Below are 24,360 nucleotides of genomic sequence, written 5' to 3' on the forward strand. Positions count from 1 at the left end.
TCCCCAGACATATGTTTGTCGGGGAAGCTAACGCCTTGTTTTTGCCATGTCAGTCAAAAAAGGTCAGCCGATCCGCCGCGCCATGATCACGCCGATCGTCATCACGACCATTCCGCTGATGCGCAGCGCCGTCAAAGGACTGCGCGGGACGCCGAAAAGACCGAAATGATCGATCATCGCCGCCGCGACAATCTGGCCCAGCAGCACCAGGAACACAGCATTGCCGATGCCGAAGCGCGGCCCGATCCAGGTGATCGACAGGACGTAAAAGGCGACGAATGCGCCCGAGAAGAACAGGTGAACGGGCGCGGCGCGCAGCCTGGCCAGATCGGGCAGGCCGACGAAACCCGTAGCCGCAATGGCGATCAGCAAGGCCGACAGGAACAGGATCACCGACGCAGCGGCGGGGTTACCCAGCCGGACGCCCAGCTGCCCGTTGAGCGCCGCCATCACCGGGATTCCGATCCCGGTCATCAGCATGATGATCGAATAGCCCAGAGCCGTCCCGCTTGGCATGATCGCCTAACTTATGGGCCTGAGATCGATGATATCCATCGTCGATTCATAATAGGGCCGGGGAAAGACGATGCGCCAGCGGGTCTTGCCGATGCGCTCGACCGTCCCGGCCAGGTCGCGCTCCTTGTCCTGGCCATAGGGCACCAGCCCCTCGTCATCGCCCAGCATCAGCGATCCCAGAAACACGCCGCTGCGCTTGCCATCCGCATGGATATAGCCGACCGGGCGCTGCGATCCGGTCAGCTTGACGAACTGCCGCCGGTCGCCGCTGCCATAGACGGCGCAGACGAAATCCGGATAGGCGATATAGGCCAGAAACTGCCCGCCCAGCTTGTGCGTCGAACACAGATACTTGCCTTCGGGCGGCAGCGGATTGTCGAGCCGCTTCCTGGGATCGTAGAGCAGGGCGTGCCTGGCCAGCTCGCCTGCATATTCGGAGGCACGCACTTCCTTGAGCGCGGCGGCGAAGGTCGCATCACGGCCCTTGAGCCGCTCGGCATCGGCGGGGGTGGCGACATCCTGCCAGCGTTCGGCCAGTGCTGCCCCGGCACCGCCCAGCAGAACCAGCGCCGCAAGCGCCCCGAACATCGTCTTCATCTCGCCTCTCCCGCAGCGTGGCCTATTTGTGCGGCGCAAGATCGAATGCGGCGGTCTTTCCGTCCAGAATATTCTGCGCCAGGATGTCGCCTTTCTGCATCGTGGCGCGCACCGCGTCTATGCCCTGCTGCCAGTGCACTTCCATCGTCCCGCGCGAGAATTCGAAATCGCGCATCCCGCTCTCCCATTTCTGCACCTTGTAGATGAGATGGACGATGTTGACCGCATTGTCCTCCACCAGAGCGCGGACGCGCCGCACATCGGGCTGCGAACACATGTCCGGCGGCAGCATCGCCAGCACGTTGCGCAGCGCCGCGTGCTCCTTGCGGAGCTTCAGATAATAGTCCGTCACCTGCCGGGTGCGGCTGGAATAGCGGATGTCCTTCTCGCGGCTCAGCACGTCGGCGAACTTGGTGGGCAGTTCCCCCCGCGCCGGGAAGAGATCGACCTGGAAGGCGAGCATGTCGCTGGTCTGGTTGTCGAGCACATAAGCCAGCGGCGTGTTGCTGACCAGGCCACCGTCCCAGTAATGCTTGCCGTTGATCTCGATCGCGGGAAAGCCCGGCGGCAGCGCGCCGCTGGCCAGCACATGGCGCGCATCGATGGTCGTCGCGCCTTGCGGATCATGGGTGTCGAAATAATAGAAATTGCCCGATTCCACGTTCACCGCACCCACCGAGAAGCGCACCGGGCCGTTGTTGAGCCGGTCCCAGTCGACAAAGCGGTCGAGCGTCTGGGCCATCTCGCTGGTGTCGTACATGCTGACCGCAGCGGGCGTGCCCGGCCAGGCGAGCGGCGCAGGGACCATGTGCGGGCGGAAAAAGCCGGGAACGCCGATGCTTGCGGCTGTCGCAGCGCCGGCGAAATGGTTGATCTCGCGCATATAGTCGGTGTTGCCCCAGGCGAAATCGGGCGAACCCGATGTCACCAGCTCCCAGAATTCGCGCAGCCGATGGCAGGCCTGTGCCGGCTCGTTGCCCGCGATGATCGCCGAGTTGATCGCCCCGATCGAAATGCCCGCCACCCAGTCGATGCGCACATTCTGGCGCACCAGCTCGCTGAACACGCCCGCCTGATAGGAGCCCAGCGCGCCGCCGCCCTGGAGCAGCAGGGCAACCGTCGGCGGCAGCGGAACGGCGGCGGATTGCAGGTCGATATCGTCTTGGGATGCGGGCATATCGGCGTCTCCAGGCAGGGCATTCGGCATCAAAAGCGCTTATGCCGCACTGCACAATAAGGCAATCGGCGCGAAAATCGATGGTGCTAAATCACGTCGTCCGGTGTTACTGTTCGATGCCAAGGCCCAAAAAGGAACAGCGCCGCCCATGAAGCTCGACGACTATCGCACCAGCGACAATATTTCGGACCAGCGCGGCGGCGGCGGTGGCGGACCGCGCTTTCCCATCGGCGGCGGCAAGATGGGCATCGGCACGATCGTGATCCTGGGCATCGCCGCGCTCGTCTTCGGCATCAATCCGATGGAGCTGATGCAGGGCGGCGGCATGACCGGCGGCGCGCCGGTGCAGACCCAGGCGGGCGGCCAGAATGCCGAGCAAAGCTGCGCTGTGGATGAAAAAAGCAAGTTCAGCTGTCAGGTTCTGGCCAGCACCGAGGACACCTGGGGCGCGATCTTCCGCGAGCAGGGCCAGAATTACCAGCCCGCCACGCTGACTTTCTATGACCGCAACGGCCAGTCCGGCTGCGGCGCGGCGCAGAGCGCGATGGGCCCGTTCTATTGTCCGGCGGACAATGGCATTTACCTGGACACCAGCTTTTTCGACGAGCTGGCCACCCGCTTCCAGGCGGCGGGTGATTTCGCCCAGGCCTATGTCATCGCGCATGAGGTGGGCCACCATATCCAGACCGTCACCGGTCGCTCGAATGAGGTGCGCCGCGCGCAGCAACAGGCGGGCGAAGCCGAAGGCAACGAGCTGCAGGTGCGCATGGAGCTGGAGGCGGACTGCTATGCCGGTGTCTGGGCCGCGCGCAACCGCGATCGGATCGAACCCGGCGATATCGAGGAAGGCCTGACCGCCGCCAACGCCATCGGCGACGATACGCTGCAAAAGGCCGCAGGGCGCCGGCCCGTGCCGGAAAGCTTCACGCACGGCACCTCTGCCCAGCGCATGGCCTGGCTCAAAAAGGGTCTGAGCACGGGCGATCCGGCCCAGTGCGACACGTTCAGCGCCGCGCGCCTGTAATCCCCGGTGCAGCCTTTGGCCGGGTAGTGCGTATGCGTGAAAACCAAGGCGTCTGACCGGACGCCGCCGACCAACAGGGGAAGAACCATGCGCCGCACCGTCACCGCCTTTGCCACCGTCGCCATCCTGGCCTCCGCCCTGCCCGCCGCCGCGCAGAACCAGGCGGCAGACAAGCCTCGGACCACCGAGAAGGTCGCCGAGGATGTCGTCACCCAACCGGTCCAGGATGTGGGCATCGACAAGAAGGACATTCCGGAAAACCTGCTGCGCATCCAGGACAAGCCCTATTCGCTCGTAGGCATCAAGACCTGCGCCCAGATCCGCAGCGCCATAGGCGACATGGATGCGGTGCTGGGCGAGGATCTGGACGTGGTGAACGAGGCGAGCCGCGATGAAAAGCGCAAGGACACCGCCGGCAAGGTGGGCGGGCTGATCGTCAACTCGATCATCCCGTTCCGCGGCGTGATCCGCGAGATTTCGGGCGCTGCAGCGCAGGAGCGGCGCTATAACGCTGCCGTCTATGCTGGCGTGGTCCGCCGCAGCTTCCTGAAGGGCGTCGGCCTGCAGCGCGGCTGCAAATACCCGTCGGCACCGCAGCCGAGCGCGCTGAAATAAACTCTGCCCTTGATGAATTGCCGTTCTGCGGCAAAAGCCGGAGTCCAGAAGCGGGATGCATTGGTCTCGCCGCTGGATTTCGGCTCTGGTCGGAACCGGTGATGGACGGTGAGGTGGGCAAGTTATGCGACGTTTTCCGGTCCGGCGGCTGAGCGATTGCCACACGGTCGATGATTTCCGCGAGCTGGCGCGCAAGAAGCTGCCCTATCCGGTCTTCCATTATATCGACGGTGCCGCCGATGACGAGGTGACCCGCAACCGCAACACCCAGGCCTATGAGGACTGCGATCTCGTCCCCAATGTGCTGGCAGGCGTGTCCGATATCGACATGTCGACCACGCTGATGGGCCGCAAGATCGATATGCCGCTGTTCCTCTCGCCCACCGCGCTGCAACGCCTGTTCCACTGGCGCGGCGAAAAGGCGGTCGGTGCGGCTGCGGAAAAGTTCGGCACGTTCTTCGGCATCTCATCGCTCGCGACCGTCAGCCTGGGCGAGATTGGCGACAGCATATCCAGTCCCAAGCTGTTCCAGCTCTATGTCCACAAGGACAAGGGGCTGAACGCGGCGCTGATCGAGGCGGCCAAGGCGGCGAAGTTCGACGCGCTAGCGCTGACGGTGGACACCATCGTTTCGGGCAAGCGCGAACGCTGCCTGCACACCGGCTTCACCTCGCCGCCGCGGCTGACTCCGGGATCGGCGATGAGCTTTGCCATGCACCCTTCCTGGACGCTCAACTATCTGGGGCGGGAGCGGTTCTCGCTGCCCAATCTGGAAAGCCATATCGCAGCGGGCAGCAACGCGGCCATTTCGGTGGCGGACTATTTCAACACCATGCTCGACCAGAACATGGACTGGGCGATGGCCGAGCAGATCCGCGCTGCCTGGGGCGGTCCGTTCTGCCTCAAGGGCGTGATGAGCGTCGAGGACGCACGCCGCGCGGTCGATATCGGCGCGACGGCGATCATGGTCTCCAACCATGGCGGCCGTCAGCTCGATGGCAGCCGTGCCCCGTTCGACCAGCTGGCAGAGATCGTCGATGCGGTCGGCGACCGGATCGAGGTGATCTGCGATGGCGGCATCACGCGCGGCACCCATGTGCTGAAGGCGCTGAGCGTCGGGGCCAAGGCGTGCTCGGGCGGGCGGCTCTACCTCTATGCGCTCGCCGCCGGGGGCCAGCGCGGCGTGGAGCGGACGCTTGCCAATCTGCGCGGGGAAATCGAACGCGGCATGAAGCTGATGGGCGTCACCAATCTCGATCAGCTCAGCCGGGGCAACCTGCGCTGGCGGTGATCATTTGGGGCGGCCGACCTCGCCGGTCGCGCTGATGACGATGCGGTCGCTGTTGGTGCCGCGCGCCAGCACCACGGTGACGGGCATGTTCGGCAGCCCGGTCGAATCGAACCAGAAGCGCGCGCGGCCCTGATCCTCCGCCTTCTCGTCTCCCTCTGCCACGGTGCCTTCGATCCGCGCCATCGTGCCCGGCTTCCAGTCGCGATTGGCTAGCGTGCGCGCGTTGAGCGGCACCCATTGCCGGTCCTGCCGCGCGTCGAAGCCATAGCCCGACGGCGCGATCCATACCGCGATCGGGCGCGCGCTCACCACCGCCTCATCGCGCGCCGCCGCGACGCGCGCGGCGAAGCGATCGGCATCTTCGGACAGGGCAGCGCTGTCGCCGGGCAGCGCCAGCACCACTGCGCCTGCCACCAGGCCGATGATGAACAGCACCACCATCAGTTCGATCATGGTGAAGCCGCTGCTAAAATCCTCCCCGAGCTTGTCTCGGGGAGGGGGACCGCGCCGCGCAGCGGCGGGGTGGAGGGGAAGCGTGGCGCACATCTTTTCACGGGGCATGCACCCGCTGCCCCTCCACCATTTGCTGCGCAAATGGTCCCCCTCCCCCAGCGAGCTGGGGGAGGATTTGAGAAGACCTGGCCCCAGCGCGCTGGGGGAGGATTTGAGGGCGTTAAGCCCCATCGGCCTTGATGTCCGCATTCTCGGCTTCACCGCCCGGTGCGCCATCGGCGCCCAGCGAATAGAGGTCGAAAGCCCCGGTCGTGCCCGGGCTGATATACTGGTACGGGCGGCCCCAGGGGTCCTGTGGCAGCTTCTTGATATAGCCGCCGCTGCGATAGCGGCCCGGCTGTGCCAGCGTCGGCGGTGCCGAAACCAGCGCGTTCAGCCCCTCGGCGGTGCCGGGATAGGCCAGGTTGTCGAGCCGGTACATTTCCAGCGCCTGGCCCAATGTGGCGATATCGCTGCGTGCCTTTTCGGTCATCGCCTTGTCCTGGCTGGGCAGCACGTTGATGACGACGATGGTCGCGAGCAGGCCGATGATGAAGATCACCACCATCAGCTCGACCAGGGTAAAGCCGTTGGCGCGCTTGGCGGCCTTGGGGCTGAGGCGCTTCAACAGCAGGGTTCGGATATTCAGCATGGTCTTCCTCTAAAGTCCGGTCAGGTTCTGAAGCTGCAGGATCGGCAGCAGGATCGACAGGATGATCAGCGCGACCGCCCCGCCCATCACCACGATGATCGCAGGTTCCAGCAGCGCCATCGCCGTGGTGGTGAAATTGCGGAACTCGCGCTCGAGATAATCGGCAGCGCGTTCCAGCATGATATCGAGCTGCCCCGCGCTCTCGCCGCTGGCGACAAGATAGACCAGCAGCGGCGGAAACGTCCCTGCATTGCGCAGCGCCGCCGACAGCGAGCCACCCGAGCGGATCGCCTCCACCGCCTGTTCCAGCGCCTCGCGCAGCACACTGTTGCGCACGGTGCGCGTGGTGAGCTTCATCCCCTCGAGCAGCGGCAGGCGGCTTTGCACCATGGTCGCCAGCGTCCGCGCCAGCCTTGCGGCATTCATGTCGCGGATCAGCCGCCCGATAAAGGGCAGCTTCAGCAGCAGCGTATCGACCCGGTATTTGAACGCAGGCACTTTCATGGCGCGCCAGAAGCCGATTGCGGCGAGCAGGCCTGCCAGCATCATCGCCCACCACCAGTCGGCGAGAAAGGCCGAAATGCCGATGACGATGCGGGTGATCAGCGGCAGCTGGGTCTGCGCATTGTCGAACTGTTCGACCACGCGCGGCACCACCGAGATCATCAGGCCGGCGACCACGCCCAGCGCCACCAGCGTCAGGATGATCGGATAGGCCAGCGCCGAAATGAGCTTGCCGCGCACCTCGGCCTGTTGTTCGAGCAGCATCGCCAGCCGCTCGGTTATGACGGGCAGCGAGCCCGAGCTTTCGCCCGCACTGATCATCGCGCGGTACAGCGGCGGGAAGCTGCGCGGTTCGCGCGCCATCGCCTCGGCCAGCGACTGGCCCTCCATCACCCCGCCATGCACATTGATCAGCACCGCGCGCGCGTTCGCCTTCTCGGTCTGGCGGCTGATCGTGCGCAAGGCCTCTTCGAGCGGGCTGACCGACATCAGCGATGACATCTGCCGGGTGAACAGCGTCAGCTGCTTGGGGCTCAATCGCGCGGTGGCATCGCGCGACAACAGGGGCTTGCGCGGCGGCGCAGGGCTAACCGCGACGATATGGAACGACTTGCGGATAAGCGCGGCGCGCGCCTGTGCGTCGGAAGCGGCGGAGATGCGCCCTTCCCGCTCGCGCCCGGCCGCATCGATCACCCGATAGGCAAAGTCAGCCATCGATCGTTTCAGGCGGCACCGGCTCGGCCTCGCGCCGGGAGATGCGGATCGCCTCTTCCGCCGTGGTCTGGCCGGTCCGCACCAGTTCGCGCGCGGCCGAGCCCAGGTTCGGCGCGTTCAGGAACGCATGCCGCGCGATGATCGCCTCGTCGCCATTGTCGTTGATCAGGCGGCGGAGAGTCTCATCGACCCGCACCGCCTCGAACACGCCGATCCGGCCCTGGAAGCCGGTATGGTTGCAATGATCGCAGCCGACCGGACGATAGACCACCGTGCCCTTGTCGAAGCCGAGCAGCGAGGCGAGCGAACCATCGGCCTGCACCGGCTCGCGGCATTCGGGGCACAGCCGCCGTACCAGTCGCTGGGCAACTACCGCGCGCAGGGTGGAGGCGAGCAGGAACGGCTCGATCTTCATGTCGCGCATGCGCGTGATCGCGCCGATCGCGTCATTGGTGTGCACGGTCGAGAGCACCAGATGCCCGGTGAGCGAGGCCTGGACCGCGATTTCCGCCGTCTCGTGGTCGCGGATTTCGCCGATCATCACGACATCGGGGTCCTGGCGCAGGATGGCGCGCAGCCCGGCGGCAAAGGTGAGCCCGACCTTGGGATTGACCTGGGTCTGGCCGACGCCTTCGATCGCATATTCGACCGGATCCTCGACGGTCAGCATGTTGCGCGATCCGTCATTCAACTGCTTGAGGCACGAATAGAGCGTGGTCGTCTTGCCCGATCCGGTGGGGCCGGTGACCAGAATGATGCCATTGGGCTCGCCCAGCGCCTCGGCCAGGATCTTGTGGGTGCGCGGGCTCATGCCCAGCAGCCCCAGGTCCATATTGGCATTTTCCTTGTCGAGCAGGCGCAGCACGACGCGCTCGCCCGCGCGGCTGGGCAGGGTCGAGACGCGCACGTCGAGCAGCTTGCCGCCGATGGTGAGGCCGATACGGCCGTCCTGCGGCACGCGGCGTTCGGCAATGTCCAGGCGCGCCATCACCTTGATGCGGCTGACGATCACCGGCGCGACATTGGGCGGCATCCGCAGCTTTTCCTGCAGCACGCCATCCATGCGCATGCGGATGACAAGGCCTGTCTCATAGGGCTCGATATGGATGTCCGACACGCCCTGGCGCGCGGCCTCTGCAATCACCCCGTTGATCAGGCGGATGGCGGGCGCATCGTCGGCGCTGTCGAGCAGATCCTCGGCGCTCGGCAGGTCGCTCGCCAGCAGCTCCAGATCGCCACCATCGATGTTGAGCGAGCTGGCCATGGCCGCGGCATTGCCTTCGACCGCATAATGATCGGACAGATAGCGCTCGAACTGCGCCACCGGGGCCAGTTCGACATCGAACGGCATTGCCAGGTAACGCCGGACCTCGAGCAGCGCCAGCGGGTCCGCACCCTCGCGCAGCGCGACCTTCAGCCGCCCATCGGCCTCGCCCAGCATGACCACGCCATTGTCGCGGGCAAAGCCATAGGGAATGTCGAGCATCACGCGGGTCAGCGTCCGCTCCACATCGGCGGCAGCCACCGCCTCGGTCACGCTTTCGACAGCCTCGTCGGGCGCATCGCCCTTGCGGATGATCATGGCTGGCCTCCGCCATTGGTCTGCTGCTGTTGCTGTGCAGGCTGGCTGGGCGGCAGGGTGGTGCTGTCCAGCGGCGCCGTACCCGGAATCGCGCGCGGTGCGATGATCTGGTCGCTCGGCCCGGCAGGCGGCGCGACCGGCACGTTGGCGCCGAGATATTCGAGCACGATCTTGTCGAGCGAAGGCTCGGCCTTGGGGTCGAATTCGACCTGCGCCGCACGGACATAATTGTAGCGACGCGCCGCCAGCGCCTGCGCATCCTCCGCCGTCCGCAGGATGGTCGGGCGGATGAAGACCATCAGATTGGTCTTTGTCCGCTCCTTGCCGCGCGACTTGAAAAGCTCGCCCAGGATCGGAATGTCGCCGAGCAGCGGGATCTTCTGGATCGTGCGCCGCTCGTTGTCGTCGAGCAGGCCGCCGAGCGCAATGATCTCGCGGTCCTTGACCGTGACCGTCGTCTTGACCTCGCGCTTGTTGATGATCAGCTCGTTGAAATCATCGCTGACCGGGCCGACGATCGAGCTGACCTCCTGCCGGATGTCGAGCTTGACCTGATTGCCCGCGTTGATCTGCGGCTTTACCTCCAGCTCGATGCCGACATTCTGGCGCTGGATAGTGCGGAAGGCATTGTCGAAATTGTTCGACAGCGCCTCGCCGGTGCTGATCGGAATTTCCTGGCCGAACAGGATCGACCCCTTCACGTTGTCGTTCACGGTGAGCGACGGCGTCGACAGGATGTTCGACTCGCTGTCTTCCTGCACCGCGTTGATGATCGCACCCAGCACGCGGTTGTTGCCGATGTCCGCAGCAAAGCCCGAATAGCCACCGCGCGCGCCCAGAATGCTGCTCGCAGCATTCTGGCGCAGCGTGTCGCCGATCGCGCTGTTGGTGCTGGTGGTGACGGTGTTGCCGTTGATCACCGTGGTGGTCTGGTCGAGATTGTCCGCCAGGATGCCGCCGGCAATATCGAGAATGTTCGGCGACACGTTCGAGAATGGCGTGACGAGGAACGGAATATCCTTGCCACCGATCAGGAACTGCACGCCCAGTTCGCGCGCCACCCGGTCGGAAATCTCGACGATGATCGCCTCGACCAGCACCTGCTCCTGGCGGATGTCGAGCTGACGCACCAGCTCTGCCAGCGAGCGCTGAACGTCGACCGGCGCAGAGATGATGACCGCATTTGCGCCCTCATAGCGGGTGATGATCGCCTGGCCGCGTCCGTTGGAAAGCGCCACCGCGCCGCCGACCGGGGCCGATGCCGCTGCGGAGGCCGCGCCGTTGGCAGACGGGGCCGCAGCCGGGGTCGCGGACATCGGGCTTACCGCCCCGCCCCCTTGCGCGCCGACCATCATCTGCAGCACCGGCACCAGCTGTTCGGCATCGGCATAGTCGAGCCAGATGACGCGAATTTCGCTGCCATTGGCAGCGCGCGCGTCGAGTTCCTTGGCAATCGCTGTCAGCCGCGCGACGGTCGGTGCATCGCCGCGCAGCGCGACCGAATTGCTCGAATCCACCGCGACCACCGATACCAGCGGCGCACCGCCGCCACCTTCGGCACCGCCACCTGGCGCAGGCGCAAGCTGCTGCAGCGTCATCGCGATCTCGCGCGCGCCGGCATGCGAAAGCGTGATGACCTGGGTAGTCGCATTGTCGCGATCGATCTGGCCGATCAGCTGACGGATGCGGCGGATATTGTCGGCATAATCGGCGACGACCAGGCTGTTGCCGCTGCGATTGGCGGTGATCGATCCCTCGCGGCTGACCAGCGGGCGCAGCGTCTCGACCGCCGTGGTGGCGTCGATCGCGCGCAGGCGGAACACCTCGGTCACGAACTCGTTCTGCGCGCCGCGGCTGCCCACCCGGCCCGGCGCAGAGGCGGCACCATCGGTCGGCTGGATGCGATATGCACCATTGGCGGTCGGCACCGCGATCAGCCCGTTGGCGCGCAGCGTCGACAGGAAGACCTCGAAATATTCGCTGCGGCTCAAGGGCCGGTCGGTGACCACCGAGACCTTGCCCTGCACGCGGCCATCGATGATGAAGGTGCGCCCGGTGACTTGCGCGGCATCCTCAATGAACGCGCGCACATCGGCATCGCGCACATTCAGGCTGTGCTGCGCCGCTGCGGGCTGGGCGAAAACGAGGGCCACGCCCAGCGCGAAAAGGGAGATGTGTTTTTTCATTTTTCCGGGATGATGATCGCGATGGGAAGGGTTTCGGTGCCACGTTCGACCTGCAGAGACAGGCGCGCGCCGGGCTTGAGCTGGCTGGAAAGCGCCGCCGCATCAGCTGCGGAACTGACTTTGCGGCCATTGATTTCGACGACGATGTCACCCGGCTTGAACCCGGCCTGCGCGAACACCCCGCCATCGCCCTTGGCGCTGACGGCAAAGCCAGTGGCGCGGCCATTTTCCATGCGCGGGGCAAAGCCGATGCCGCCGGTGATCGCCTCGGCGCTGAGCGGCCCGGGGGCCTGAACCGTGGGCGGAGGCGTGGTGCCGGGGGCGGGCGCAGCGGTCATCGGCGCATCGCCGACGGTTTCGGCCGGGATCGACTGATCGAGGAACAGGCTTTCGCGCGCGCCTCCGCGTTCCAGCACGACATGGTCGAACAGCACCTGCACCAGCTTGACGCCGGGCGAGACTTCTTCGCCGACGCCATAGCTGCGCTGGACGCCATCTGACCCGGCAATAATGGCGGAACCGCCACCGGAAGCCTCGTTCATCCGCAGGCCGTAAAGCGTGAGATCGAGCGAGGTCACGGCAGCGCTTGCCTCGCCACCCCCGGCGGCAGCGCGATCGAACCCGTCAAAGCTTGCGAACAGGGCGGCGCGTGCGGCAGGTGACATGACATTGGCGGTGCGCGCCTGCCATTCGCCCAGCGGCGCTATGGGGGTAACGATGGTCCAGACCAGCCGCGCGACCTGGATGATCAAGGCCAGCACGAGCAGTGCGCGCAACCAGCCGTAAAGGCCTTGCGGAAGCCATCCAGCCCAGCCGCCCTGCCGTCCCTGAAACCGCGCCAGGCGGAATCGGGAGAGCGAAGCACTGAGGCCGGTCTGCGCGCCATTCTGGGCCGCTGATGCCACGAATCACTCCCCGCTACGGGCCGATCCCCATGGCCCATGGACGCTGCTAGGCGCAGGTCATGACGGTTGGATTACCAGTTTGTGACAGATATTTGAAGGAATTGCCGCTCGCGCCTGCAACCCGGACGCAGAAAAGGGGACCAGCACGATGCAGGCCCCCTTTTCCGGACGTTTCAAAAGGATGGTCGGATGATCAGAATTCGAGCGAAGCGCTGATCGAGAAGGCCCGGCCGATCTCATAGGCATTGTTGCGGATCACCGACGTGTTGAGCCGCTGGAACTCGACATAATCGGTGCTCAGCAGGTTGCGCGCCTCGAACTTGAGTTCGCCCGTCTTGTTGAACAGCTTGAATCCCTCACGCCACACGAAGTCGAGACGCGGGCCGGTAAACTCGACGAAATCGGGCTGGCCTGCAGGACCGCGATTGGTGACGCGGTTGCTGTTCCACGACAGCAGGATGGTCTGCTGCGACAACCGCTCGCCGGTGCTTTCCATGCCGAACTGCACGTTGGCGATATGATCCGACTGGCCGGTCAGCGCAAAGCCACCGGTGCGGAAGATCGTCGAAGCGGCGACCATTGCGCCGCTCAGCGGGTCGGCGATCTGGTCCTGCGCGGTGACCTTCACGTCCGAATTGGTGTAGGTATAGTTGCCAGCCAGCAGCATGCGACGCTCTTCGAAGAACGTACCGCCCAGGTCGATCAGGTCGAAATATTTCACCAGCTCGATTTCCGCACCGTACAGCGTCGCGGTCGGGGCGTTGGCAAAGGTGGTGAAGAAGTTGTCGCCCTGACGGAAGCCGAGATTTTCGATCGGGTCCTTGATGTCCTTGTAGAAGATCGCGGCGGTGAAGCGCTGGTCACGCTCGAAATACCATTCGAAACGGGTTTCAAGGTTGATCAGGCGGCTGTTCTTGAGGAACGGGTTGCCGAAGAAGGTGCGGTCGAACTCGAGATCGAGATATTGCTGCGGTGCCAGCTCGCGGAACTGCGGGCGGGCGATGGTCTTCGACGCAGCAAAGCGCAGCTGCATGTTTTCCGCCAGGTTCCAGGTCAGCGTCGCCGCCGGCAGCCAGTCGTCCTTCTTGATGTTGGTCGGCACCAGATTGGCGCTGCCCAGGCCGAACAGGTCGATCGGGGCCACGAACTGGTCGCCATCCTCGTAGCGAACACCCGCCTGCAGCCTCAGGCTGTCGGCCAGTTCGGCTTCGAACTGCAGATAACCGGCCTGCACCTCCAGGCCCGCGTCATAGGCTGCGGCACCGTTGGTGCCCGAGGTTTCGACCAGACGGACATCGAACGTGTAGACGTTGAAATCCGACAGCAGGAAGTCGGGCCGCTGCTGCGACACGGCAAAGGGCAGCGGGCCCTGGCCGCTGAGGAAGCGGAAGTCGCGGCGGACCGAGGTACGGTCGTTCTTGTAATAGGCATAGCCCGCCGTGAACGTGATCGGCACGCCGATATCGGTTTCGTAGGCCAGATCGACGTTCGCGCCATAGACATTGTCGTCCAGGTCGCTGAACGCGATGCGCGCGCCTTCACCGGCAGACTGCAGATCGTTGACGAAGTCATTGGCGACGGCATTGAAGGTGTAATCGAAGGTCCGCTCATACGGCGCTTCGCGCTGCGAATTAGCATAGCTGCCACGGAAGTTGAGGCGGAACGCGTCAAACTTCATCTCGCCGACAAACTGCGTGTTCATCAGCTGCCGCTCGAACCAGGTGGTACGGCTGCGGTTGATCAGCCGGGTATCGGTGACGCGGGCATCGATACCCTCGCGGATCGATGCGTCCTTCACCGTGTCGCGGATGAACACGTTGGTCCATTTGAACTTGTGTTCGCCCACATCGGCGGTGACGCCGAACAGGCCGTTGACGACGATGCGGTTTTCGGTGGTCAGATAGTCGAAGTCGATATCGGGCAGCAGCGTATTGACGCCGTTCACCGGCACGATGCCCTGCGAAATCTGCTGCACGCCGCCGCGCGTACGCCAGGTATTGTTGATGCCGGCTGCGCCAACGATGCCGATATTGACATCACCCACCAGGAAGCTGGTCGCGCCGCTGATCTGGCCGGAGAAATTCACCGGAATGTTGTTGTTGCGCTGGATCAGCGAGGTGTTGGCATTGGCGAGGCTCGCCGTCAGGTCACGCACCTGCGCTGCGGTAAAGTTCGCGCCCGCAGCGATCGGGTTGCCGGAAGCAAATGCGTCGCGCAGGTTGCGCGGCAGGGTCCGCGCGCCGTTGTCGAAGCCGGTAAAGTCGGTCGACGATCCGAAATAGGTATAACCCACCTCGCCCGTGGTGATCGTGTCGCCGCCGGTGCTGAACTCGATCTTGAAGAAGGGATCGCGCGGGACCGACTTGGTGGTGAGGTTGATGGCACCACCGCCGAATTCACCCGGATAATCCACCGAATAGCTCTTCTGGATGGTGGTCGAGGCGATGACGCTGGTGGGGAAGATGTCGAGCGGCACCGTACGGCGCAGCGGATCGGGCGAGGTCAGCGGTGATCCGTTCATCAGCGCGAGCGAATAGCGTTCGCCCAGGCCGCGCACGAACACGAAACGGCCGCCCACGACGCTGAGGCCGGTGACGCGCTGGAGCGATCCGGCAATGTCGCCATCGGCGGTGCGGGCGATGTCCGCCTCGCTCAGCACCGACACGACTTCAGGGGTCGCCTTGATCGGGTTGGGAATGAAGCGGCCACGCACCACGATTTCACTGTTGCCACCGGCACCGGGGCCGGAAATCTCGATATCCCCCTCGGCAGGTGCCTCTTCGGCGGGCGCATCGGCAGCCGGCGTCTCGGCCTGCGGCGCGGGAGCCTCCTGCGCAAAGGCGGCCGGCGAAACCAGCGCCGAGCTGACCATCAGCAATGCAGCGAATGAAAGCGGCGTGAACTTCGCCATATGTCCCTCCAGTAATTCAAAAAAGGGGGCGGCGGCGTGTGTTCGCCGCCGCCCCGCAACCGGTCAGCGGTCTGCAATCAGGTGGTCGGAATGCTCGGTGCTGCCGTGCAGGCCGGGGTCGTGCTGTAGAGACCGCAGGTCCAACCCTGGAAGCGCGTGTCAGCCGCATCGCGCACCGCACCGATATAGGTGACGGCAGTGTAGAAGCTGTTGATCGCGGTCACGTTGAACACCGGACGCGCCGTCTCGTTCGCGCCGTTGATGAAGATGCCCGACAGCGTCGAGGTGCCGTTGATGGTGTTGTTCGAACCAGCGGTGAACAGCGCCTGGATCGAGGCAACGGTCACGTTGCCATCGTCGGTAAAGGCGTTGGGGCAGCTCAGGAACACCGATTCAAAGCGCGGCGGACCAGCTTCATCGCCGGCACCGGCGGTGCCGGTGGCCTGCATGGTGACAGCCGAGTCGACGTCGAGACACCAGCCGGGACCGGTGATGACGCTGTTGAACGCGGCAAAGTCCATGCCGCCGCGCAGCAGGATATCGGCTTCATCAGCCGTGGTCTGGGTCGACACGAAGGTGGCGTTCGACATCGACCAGGCGGTGCGCGGCTCGGCCTGTTCGTTGCCGTTCGAATCGCCTTCGATCACGTGGTTGGCGCTGGCAGTCTGGATGCCGAGCAGGAACTGGTTGAAGCCCTTGTAGCCCAGATCCATGTCGAAGGTGTCGTCGTCATTGCCCAGGCCGACCAGGTTGCGGCCATTGACGCGTCCGCCGAACCATTCGATGCCATCATCCGAGCTGTTATAGACCTGGACGTTCTGGAAGAAGGTGCCAGAGCCCACGCCTGCCAGGGTGATGCCGTTCAGTTCGTTGCCCGGCTGAACTTCAAAGCCCGAATAGCGGACCTGGAAGAAGGCGATGCGGCCGCTATTGTCGGTCGGCACGGCACCGCCATAATTGGCGTTGGTGCCTTCGACGACGCCCGAACAGTCGGTGCGGGTGCCGCCGGGGTTGGTCGGCGAACCGGTGGCGCAGTCGGACAGCGGTGCGCGGCCGAGGATGACGACGCCGCCCCACAGGCCCTTGGAGTTGGCAGTGGCAGTGCCCACCACGTTGTCGCGTGCGGTGAAGATGATCGGACGGTCAGCGGTGCCTTCGGCGAACAGCTGCGAGCCGCGGTTGACCAGCAGGAAGTCGGCGCCCGACGAACCGAAGAAGGTCACGCCCGGCTCGATCGTCAGGATGGCGGCGGTACCGGTGCTGGCGGTGGGGCCGACATCGATGCCGACCTGAACGCGGCCCGAGAGCGAATAGATGGTACCGGCGCGGCGCGGGATCACCAGGTTGGTGGTGATGGTGCCCGACAGCTGGCAGTTGCGAGCGACAGCGCCCGAACCGGTGGTGATGGTGCCGACATTGGCGGTGCCGTTGGGGCAATCAGCTGCAGGTCCGGTCGGCGTGGGGGTCGGGGTCGGGGTCGGCGTGGGGGCCGGAGCAGGCGCGGGCGCCGGGGCCGGAACGACGATGGTGCCTTCGCCGGGCGAGGCAACGTCATCTGCGCCGCAGGCCGACACCGCAAGGGCGGCCACCGAAACCATCAGGACCGAACGAACACGTGCATTAAGCATCTTGGAATCTCCGCAAATCAGGACAGCGGGCGCTGCCAGCCTTTTGAGGAACGAGCGGAGATGAGCTGATTCCACCCCCTGGAACACCGTTCGGGGCGGCAGATAGGCAGGCATGATGACCCTGCGGGGCCATTTCAATGACAGTGGAGAGACAGGAATGTGACTCTTTGGAGTCTTATGTGAACATTGTGCGACAAGGCCGGGCAGGCCAGCCCAAAACCCTTGGATTCGCGTGACTCTGATGGCGCGGCGATGCTGGCGGAATGGCCTTGCAAACAATTGCCGGGTTCATCGCCCTGTCCCGATTATCGACACTATGGGCGTCGCACGTGACTATTGTGCAACACGGCATGACCGGCAAAACAAAACCCGGCCGGATGATGATCCGGCCGGGTCGATAGCGTTAACCCTTTCGGGATGAAGGAGGATCAGCGGCTGGCATAGCCCTGATCGAGGCGGCGCAGCGCATGGCGTGCAGCGACGCGGCTGTCCATCACCCGTCCGTCGGACAGGATGACATCGAACGAACGCTCGGCGCTGATCGCAGCCTGGTAATGGCTGCGGGCCATGGCGAGATCGCCCATCTTGGCATAGGCCAGACCCATGTTGATCAACCGTGCGGGATCGCGGCGGGCGGCCGGAGAAACCTGTTGCTCAGCCGCCTGCATCTGTTCGAGCGCGACCGGATAATTGCCCTTGAGCAGCGCGGCATAACCCAGCGCGCCCGTCTCATAGCCGATTTCGTTCGCCGCCACCCGGGTCTGCACAGGCTGGGCAATCGCCGGAGCAGCCATACCGAGGGCGGCCAGGGCCGCGAATGTGATAACTTTGGTGTTCATGTCAGCATTCCTTTCTGTCTGTGACGAGAGGAATGCTACGCTTATGTGACAGCTGTAGCAATACGAATGTCACATAAAATACGCCTGAATGTCATATTTCTGTAATTTTGTGGATCAGGCGGTTTGTCACACGCCCGCAATGTCCCTTGACCAAAAGGCCCCCGCGCTGTCCGATGCGCGCAAACACAAAGCGGAGAGGGGCACCCCCATGACCATGACGATCGATCGCAGGCTGCTGATCAAGGCCGGAACCTTCGGCCTCGCGGCACTGTCGCTGCCCGGCGCGGCCAGGGCGCTGTTCGCCGGTCGCGGATTTACCCATGGCGTGGCCAGTGGTGAGCCTTCGGCCGATTCGGTGCTGCTGTGGACCCGCTATGTCGCGGACAATGACGCACGCCTCACCGCAGAGCTTTCGCCCACCCCCGATTTTGCCAAGGTCACCGGTGGCGGGTCGGTCACCGCCAGCGGCACGCGCGACCATATCGCCAAGATCACGGTGCGCGGCCTGAAGCCGGGCAGCTGGTATTTCTATCGTTTCGTGGCGGAGGACGGCAGCATGTCGCCGGTCGGTCGCACTCGCACCCTGCCCAAGGGCGAAACCGGCGCGTTCAACCTGGGCGTCTTTTCCTGCTCCAACCTGCCCTTTGGCTGGTTCAACGCCTATGGCCATGCCGCAGCGCGCAACGATATCGACCTCGCGCTGCACCTGGGCGACTATATCTATGAATATGGGCCTGACGTGTATCCGACGCGCGGCCAGGCGCTGCCCGGACGTCTGGTCCAGCCCGATCACGAGATGGTCACGCTCGCCGATTATCGCCTGCGCTATGCCAGCTACCGGCTCGACCCCGATCTGCAGCGGCTGCACCAGAGCGTGCCGATGATCGCGATGTGGGACGATCACGAGATTGCCAATGATGCCTGGAAGGGCGGCGCGCAGAACCATCAGGATGCAACCGAAGGCGACTACGCCACCCGCCGCCGCATCGCCGAACAGGTCTATCGCGAGTGGATGCCGGTGGCTGACCTTGCGCCCGCCGATGCGCTGTGGACGAGCTATCAGATCGGCAATCTCGCCACCATCATTCGCACCGAAAGCCGACTGTCCGGCCGCGACAAGCCCGCCGAGCTGGCCGAAGCCTTTGCCGGCGGCGGCGACATCGCCAAGGCACTGGCCAAGTTCCGCGACGAGACCTGGATGGACCCCAGCCGCCAAATGTTCGGCGACGATCAGGCACGCTGGCTGGGCGAGCAGTTCAAGGCATCGAAAAAGGCCGGCACGCGCTGGCAAGTCTGGGCGCAGCAATGCGTGATGGGATCGCTCAAGCTGCCGGTCGAAACCGCGCAATGGGTGCCCAAGGATGCGCCCGAGATCGTCCGCACCCGTTCGGCCGCCGGTCTCGCCGCGAGCAAGGCAGGGCTGCCGTTCAACATGGACGCGTGGGATGGCTATCCGGTGCAGCGCGAGGCACTGCTCAAGTCGGCCCAGGCCGCCGATGCCGATCTGGTCGTGCTGTCGGGTGACAGCCACAATGGCTGGGGCTTTGATCTGGCCGCCGATGGCAAGCCGGCGGGCGTCGAGTTTGCGGGCCATTCGGTCAGCTCGCCGGGGTTCGAAACCTACGCGCCGACCGTATCGCCCAAGGATGTCGCAGGCGCGCTGATTCGCGGCAATCCGCAGCTCAAATGGGCCGATACCAGCAGTCGCGGCTATATGACGGTCAATCTGACGCAGGAGCGCGCGACCGCCAACTGGCATGCGATGCGCACCATTCGGGAGCATTCGCTCGACCTGGCCGGAACCGAAAGCCGCAGCGTGCTGCCCGGCCGCAAGGTGCTGGCAGAGCCCGGCTGGTCGCGCTGGAGCCCGTCGGACGCCGCCACACAGGCCTGATCGCGCTGCCGTTTGTCGACGGCGAACGGTCACCTGCCGAAAAGCTTTGCAGCCCCCCGATAGCCTGATTACGCTTGCAACCATCATCGCCGTCCGCAGTCATGCGGGCCGATGGCGATTGCCCGTATTTCCGGGCCTTCAGACACTTACGGGGAGCTATGATGGTCAAGAATTTCCTGTTCGCTTCGGCGGCGCTCATTGCGCTGGCCAGCGCACCGGCCCAGGCCAACGAGCCTGATGCCCAGGCTGGCGAGATCGATCTGCTGATCGAAGCCGAAGCCGCTGGCGACACCGCCACCGGCGGCACCACCGATGCCGAGGGCGTCACCACGACCGCGCGCGATTATTGGGGCAGCTGGGGCGTCGATACCTCGCTGATGAACCCTGCCGTCAAGCCTGGCGATGATTTCTACGCCTATGTCAACGGCAAGTGGCTCGACAGCTTCGCGATTCCGGCAGACCGATCGCGCTATGGCGCCTTCACCCTGCTCGCCGAAAAGTCCGAGCAGCGCGTGCGCAAGATCATCGACGAGCTGGCCGCCACCAAGCCCGCGATCAACACCGGCGCAGGCAAGGTCGCCGCGTTCTACAACGCCTATCTGGACACGGCCGCGATCGATGCTGCGGGCCTCGCCCCTGCCCAGCCCTATCTCGACAAGATCAAGGCGGTGAAGACGCGTGAAGACCTGGCCAGGCTGTTCGGCACGCCGGGCTTCCGCAGCCCGGTTGCCGGCTTTGTCGACATCGATTCCAAGCAGACCGACAAGTACATCTTCCAGGTGACCCAGGCGGGTCTGGGCATGCCCGACCGCGATTATTATCTGGTCGACAGCGAAGCGAACCTGAAGGTCCGTGCTGCCTATATGCAGTATCTGACCTTCCTCCTGGGCAAGGCGGGCTATGCCGATCCGGCCAAGGCGGCGCAGATGGTCTATGACCTGGAAAAGGCGATCGCCACCGAACATTGGGACCGCGCCGTCGGCCGCAACCGCAACCTGACCTATAACAAGCTGACCAAGGCCGAGATGATCGCGCTGGGCAATGGCTTCCCGGTCGAAACCTTCATCAAGACCGTCGGCGTCGATGGCGAGCAGGACTTTGTCGTGCGCCAGCTCACCCCGACAGCGGACGAGCTTGCCGCCGAAAAGCTGACGCCCGAACAGGCGGCCAAGCTGGGCAGCGGCATTACCGGCCTGTTCAAGCTGGCCAATACCGCGCCGATCGAAGCCTGGCAGGCCTGGCTCGCCGCCGGCTTCCTCTCCGGCGCGGCCAGCGTGCTGCCGTCGGACATCGATGCTGCCAATTTCGCTTTCTATGGCACCGTGCTCGGCGGCCAGCAGAAGCAGCGCGAGCGCTGGCAGCGTGGCGTGGCCGCGGTCGAGGGATCGATGGGCGAGATCGTCGGCAAGATCTATGCGGACCGCTATTTCCCGGCGGAAAACAAGGCTGCGATGGACGAGCTGGTCGGCAATCTGCGCAAGGCGATGGCCGCAAACCTGACCGATATCAAGTGGATGGGCGAGGCGACCAAGGTTGAGGCGCGCGAGAAGCTCGCCAAGTTCACCCCCAAGATCGGCTATACCGAAAAGTTCGAAACCTATGACACGCTGACCATCACCCCCGGCAAGGCGCTGGACAATGCGATCGCGGCAGGGACCTGGGCCTATCGCGACAACCTCTCGAAGCTGGGCAAGCCGATCGACAAGACCGAATGGTTCATGCTGCCGCAGACGGTGAACGCCTATTATTCGCCGCCGCGCAACGAGATCGTCTTCCCGGCCGCGATCCTCCAGCCGCCGTTCTTCAACCTGTCGGCCGACCCGGCGGTGAACTATGGCGCGATCGGTGGCGTGATCGGGCACGAAATGGGCCATGGCTTTGACGACCAGGGTTCCAAGTCCGACGGCGATGGCGTGCTGCGCGACTGGTGGACGCCCGAGGACCAGGCCAATTTCAAGAAGCTGACCAGCGCGCTCGTCGCCCAGTACAGCGCGTTGTGCCCGCTCGACGACGGCAAGACCTGCGTCAACGGCGCGCTCACCCTGGGTGAGAATATCGGCGATGTCGGCGGTCTTTCGATGGCCTATCGCGCCTACAAGATCCACCTCAATGGCAAGGAAGACAAGGTGATCGACGGGCTGACCGGCGACCAGCGCTTCTTCATGGCCTGGGCGCAGGTGTGGCGGAACAAGTCGCGCGACGAGTATCTGCGCCAGCAGCTCAACACCGATCCGCACTCGCCGCCCAACTATCGCGCCAACGGCACCGTCCGCAATTTCGACGAATGGTACAAGGCGTTCAACGTGAAGCCGGGCGACGCGCTCTACCTGCCGCCGGAACAGCGCATCCGCATCTGGTAAATATTGCACCTCCCCCTCCCGCCTGCGGGAGGGGGTATCCGGACGATCCCCTCCCCCTTGATGGGGGAGGCTGCGGAGACTTGGCTGCTTGCAGCCTATGTCGCAGCGGTGGGGGTGAGGGTGCGGTTATGCGAACGGGGTCGACCGCTGATGGATGCTTAATCCGACGCGATCACCCCCACCCAACCCTTCCCCATCAAGGGGGAGGGCTTCCAGAGCAACAATTGCGGTCCGTGTTCAGCGCATCGCCGTCTGGACGGGCTTGGCCTTGATCTGCGGGTTGGTCACCCGCCAGACGATGCCCGCGACATCGTCGGTGACGAGCAGCGCGCCCTTGCTGTCGATGGTCACATCGGCCGGGCGGCCCTTGGCCGAACCATCCTTGGCCAGGAAGCCGGTCAGCACATTGACCGGCAGTCCGCCGGTGACCTTGCGCTTGGCATCGCGGGTGACGGCGGGGCGGCCGTCATTGCCGAACGGCACGAACACTACCTGATAGCCGGCGGCGGGCTTACGGTTCCACGATCCGTGCAGCGCGACGAACGCGCCATTGGCGAAGCCGCCGCCCAGTGCCGCCTTGCTGGCAAACGTCAGCCCCAGCGGCGCGACATGGGTGCCAAGCGCATAATCGGGGCGGCGGGTATATTCGCGCAGTTCAGGACGGCGCGGCTCGACACGGAAATCCTCATAGCCGCCCCAGTAATTCCACGGCCAGCCGAAATGCATGCCCGCCTCGACCTTGGTCAGGTAATCGGGCACCAGGTCAGACCCCAGCATGTCGCGTTCGTTGACGACGGTCCACAGCGCGTCGGAATTGGGCTCCCACGCCATGCCGACGGGGTTGCGCAGGCCGACCGCAAAGTCGCGCTTCTTGCCGGTCTTGAGATCGAGCTCGATGATCCGCGCGCGGCCCTTCTCAACCTCCAGCCCCTTTTCGGCGACATTGGAGGCCGAACCGATCGCGACAAACAGCTTGGTGCCATCGGCATTGGCGATGAGATTGCGCGTCCAGTGGTTGTTGGGCTTTTGCGAGGGCAGGCTCAGCACCTTGCGGCCCTTGGCGGTGATCTTGGTCTGGCCTGCGGAATAGGGAAAAGCCATCACGGCATCGGTATTGGCGACGTACAGCGTGTCACCGATGAGCACCATGCCATAAGGCGAGTTCAGCCTTTCGAGGAACGGGGTCTTGCTCTCGGCCTTGCCGTCGCCATCGCTGTCGCGCAGCAGCGAGATGCGGTTGGCAGACGGCACGCCTGCGCCAGCCTTGTTCATCAGCAGCCGCATGACCATGCCCTCGACGCCCTTGTTCTCGCGCGGGGGGCTGTTGGTTTCGGCGACCAGCACATCGCCATTGGGCAGCACCAGCATCGATCGGGGATGGTCGAGCCCCTCGGCAAAGCGCGCCACTGTCAGGCCCTTGGCTGCCTCGGGTGCTTCGCCCGCGCCCCAGACCTTGACGTCGGCGACATTGATCGTCGGGAACGTCTCCTTGCGCGGCGCACCGATGACCGGCGACGGGCCGCTGACCTCGGCAATGTGGAGCTTGGCGGTATCGCCGCTGAGGAAATACCAGCCGCCGCCAGCGACCACCGCAGTGGTCAGGCCCAGAAAAATGAGGATGTTGCGCGTTTTTGTGTTCATGCGCTCAAATTAGGGCGCACCACCACCCCGCGCAAGCGGCATCACCCGGTATAATCCGGCAGCGACTGAAAAGCGCTTTTCAGCGCATCGCTCCACTGGTCGGCGATCAGGTTGTAATAGGGGTCGCTCGCGTGGATGCGGCGGTTGCGCCCGGCAAAGCTGTTGGCGGCATAGATCTGCAGATCGAGCGGCAGCGCGACCGAGAGGTTCGCCTTGATCGTCGAATCGAACGACACCATCAGCAGCTTGATGGCATCGTGAAACGACATGTCGCGGTCATAGGCGCGCACCAGGATCGGGCGGCCGTATTTGGTCTCGCCGATCTGGAAGAACGGCGTGTCGTCGCCCGCCTCGATGAAATTCCCCTCGGGGTAGATCATGAACAATTTGGGGTCCATGCCCGCAATCTGACCGCCGACGATGATCGAGGCGCTGAAGGTGGAAGAGGCGGTTTCCCCCGCAATGGCACGCGTGCGGGCGATCTCGTCGCGCAGCGTTTCGCCCACGATCCGCGCCACCTGAAACATCGTGGGCGCTTCCATGATCGAAGGCTTGCGCTCGTGAGGGGCCTTGGTGCGCTCCTCGAGCACGCTGATCACGCCCTGGGTGGTGGCGAGATTGCCCGCCGTCATCACCGTGATGTAGCGGTCGCCCGGCTTTTCCCAGGTGAACATCTTCTTGAACGTGCTGATATTGTCGACACCCGAGTTCGTCCGGGTGTCCGACATGAACACCAGCCCCTTGTCCAGGCGCATCCCGACGCAATATGTCATAGGTGCGTCCTCCCCCTTCATTCGCATGGCGCGTATAAGGCGCGATGCGCAACAATCGG

The 24,360-nt window shown here is 64.5% G+C and carries 18 protein-coding genes and 1 pseudogene; 5 read left to right on the plus strand and 14 right to left on the minus strand.

The window, feature by feature from the left end:
- Positions 1-63: 63 nt before the first annotated feature.
- From OU999_10670 to OU999_10680, 3 genes are read right to left on the minus strand one after another with little or no spacing between them, the layout of a single operon-like run.
- A complete protein-coding gene (locus OU999_10670) occupies positions 64-516 on the minus strand; it encodes a DMT family transporter (protein WAC22225.1) in 453 nt (150 codons plus the stop codon).
- Between the two features lie 6 nt (positions 517-522).
- Positions 523-1,113 carry a DUF4893 domain-containing protein gene (locus tag OU999_10675; protein WAC22226.1) on the minus strand — a complete coding sequence of 197 codons (591 nt, stop codon included), beginning with the start codon at positions 1,111-1,113 and terminating at the stop codon, positions 523-525.
- 22 nt (positions 1,114-1,135) lie between these two features.
- Positions 1,136-2,290: a DUF3734 domain-containing protein gene (locus OU999_10680; GenBank protein ID WAC22227.1), complete on the minus strand. Its 1,155-nt coding sequence runs from the start codon at positions 2,288-2,290 to the stop codon at positions 1,136-1,138.
- A 148-nt stretch (positions 2,291-2,438) separates the two neighbouring features.
- On the opposite strand from OU999_10680, the gene OU999_10685 reads away from it, so the two are divergent.
- The 3 genes from OU999_10685 (at position 2,439) to OU999_10695 (ending at position 5,220) form a co-directional block, all read left to right on the plus strand.
- Positions 2,439-3,314 carry a zinc metallopeptidase gene (locus OU999_10685; GenBank protein ID WAC22228.1) on the plus strand — a complete coding sequence of 292 codons (876 nt, stop codon included), beginning with the start codon at positions 2,439-2,441 and terminating at the stop codon, positions 3,312-3,314.
- A gap of 87 nt (positions 3,315-3,401) precedes the next feature.
- Positions 3,402-3,929: a hypothetical protein gene (locus tag OU999_10690; protein WAC22229.1), complete on the plus strand. Its 528-nt coding sequence runs from the start codon at positions 3,402-3,404 to the stop codon at positions 3,927-3,929.
- A 124-nt stretch (positions 3,930-4,053) separates the two neighbouring features.
- Positions 4,054-5,220, plus strand: a complete 1,167-nt coding sequence (locus OU999_10695; GenBank protein WAC22230.1) for an alpha-hydroxy acid oxidase — start codon at positions 4,054-4,056, stop codon at positions 5,218-5,220.
- Here OU999_10695 and OU999_10700 read toward each other — a convergent pair.
- The 9 genes and pseudogenes from OU999_10700 to OU999_10740 all read right to left on the minus strand — a co-directional run bounded on the left by OU999_10700 (position 5,221) and on the right by OU999_10740 (position 17,633).
- Positions 5,221-5,682: pseudogene (locus tag OU999_10700) on the minus strand (GspH/FimT family pseudopilin).
- A gap of 211 nt (positions 5,683-5,893) precedes the next feature.
- Positions 5,894-6,364, minus strand: a complete 471-nt coding sequence (gene gspG / locus OU999_10705; GenBank protein WAC22231.1) for a type II secretion system major pseudopilin GspG — start codon at positions 6,362-6,364, stop codon at positions 5,894-5,896.
- A gap of 9 nt (positions 6,365-6,373) precedes the next feature.
- The gene (gene gspF, locus OU999_10710) at positions 6,374-7,582 is read right to left on the minus strand and encodes a type II secretion system inner membrane protein GspF (GenBank protein WAC22232.1); all 1,209 of its coding nucleotides are present in this window, start codon (positions 7,580-7,582) and stop codon (positions 6,374-6,376) included.
- Entirely contained in the window at positions 7,575-9,164 is a 1,590-nt protein-coding gene (gspE, locus tag OU999_10715; GenBank protein WAC22233.1) for a type II secretion system ATPase GspE, read from the minus strand. Before gspE ends, gspF begins: the two co-directional genes overlap by 8 nt.
- The gene (gspD, locus tag OU999_10720; protein WAC22234.1) at positions 9,161-11,350 is read right to left on the minus strand and encodes a type II secretion system secretin GspD; all 2,190 of its coding nucleotides are present in this window, start codon (positions 11,348-11,350) and stop codon (positions 9,161-9,163) included. The genes gspE and gspD overlap by 4 nt, the downstream gene beginning before the upstream one ends.
- Positions 11,347-12,255, minus strand: coding sequence for a PDZ domain-containing protein (locus OU999_10725; protein ID WAC22235.1), 909 nt, complete (start codon positions 12,253-12,255; stop codon positions 11,347-11,349). Before OU999_10725 ends, gspD begins: the two co-directional genes overlap by 4 nt.
- 193 nt (positions 12,256-12,448) lie before the next feature.
- Entirely contained in the window at positions 12,449-15,166 is a 2,718-nt protein-coding gene (locus OU999_10730) for a TonB-dependent receptor (protein WAC22236.1), read from the minus strand.
- 77 nt (positions 15,167-15,243) lie between these two features.
- Positions 15,244-16,794, minus strand: coding sequence for a hypothetical protein (locus OU999_10735; protein ID WAC22237.1), 1,551 nt, complete (start codon positions 16,792-16,794; stop codon positions 15,244-15,246).
- A gap of 428 nt (positions 16,795-17,222) precedes the next feature.
- Positions 17,223-17,633 carry a tetratricopeptide repeat protein gene (locus tag OU999_10740; GenBank protein ID WAC22238.1) on the minus strand — a complete coding sequence of 137 codons (411 nt, stop codon included), beginning with the start codon at positions 17,631-17,633 and terminating at the stop codon, positions 17,223-17,225.
- A 208-nt stretch (positions 17,634-17,841) separates the two neighbouring features.
- On the opposite strand from OU999_10740, the gene OU999_10745 reads away from it, so the two are divergent.
- Both OU999_10745 and OU999_10750 read left to right on the plus strand, forming a co-directional pair.
- Positions 17,842-19,527 carry an alkaline phosphatase D family protein gene (locus tag OU999_10745; protein WAC22239.1) on the plus strand — a complete coding sequence of 562 codons (1,686 nt, stop codon included), beginning with the start codon at positions 17,842-17,844 and terminating at the stop codon, positions 19,525-19,527.
- A gap of 161 nt (positions 19,528-19,688) precedes the next feature.
- The gene (locus OU999_10750) at positions 19,689-21,887 is read left to right on the plus strand and encodes a M13 family metallopeptidase (GenBank protein ID WAC25409.1); all 2,199 of its coding nucleotides are present in this window, start codon (positions 19,689-19,691) and stop codon (positions 21,885-21,887) included.
- Between the two features lie 237 nt (positions 21,888-22,124).
- On the opposite strand, the gene OU999_10755 is transcribed toward OU999_10750, so the two are convergent.
- Entirely contained in the window at positions 22,125-23,528 is a 1,404-nt protein-coding gene (locus OU999_10755) for a sorbosone dehydrogenase family protein (GenBank protein WAC22240.1), read from the minus strand.
- A gap of 41 nt (positions 23,529-23,569) precedes the next feature.
- The gene (locus OU999_10760; GenBank protein ID WAC22241.1) at positions 23,570-24,301 is read right to left on the minus strand and encodes a proteasome-type protease; all 732 of its coding nucleotides are present in this window, start codon (positions 24,299-24,301) and stop codon (positions 23,570-23,572) included.
- Between the last annotated feature and the right edge of the window lie 59 nt (positions 24,302-24,360).

It is taken from the genome of Blastomonas sp. SL216 (genome assembly GCA_026625625.1).
Lineage (GTDB): Bacteria > Pseudomonadota > Alphaproteobacteria > Sphingomonadales > Sphingomonadaceae > Blastomonas.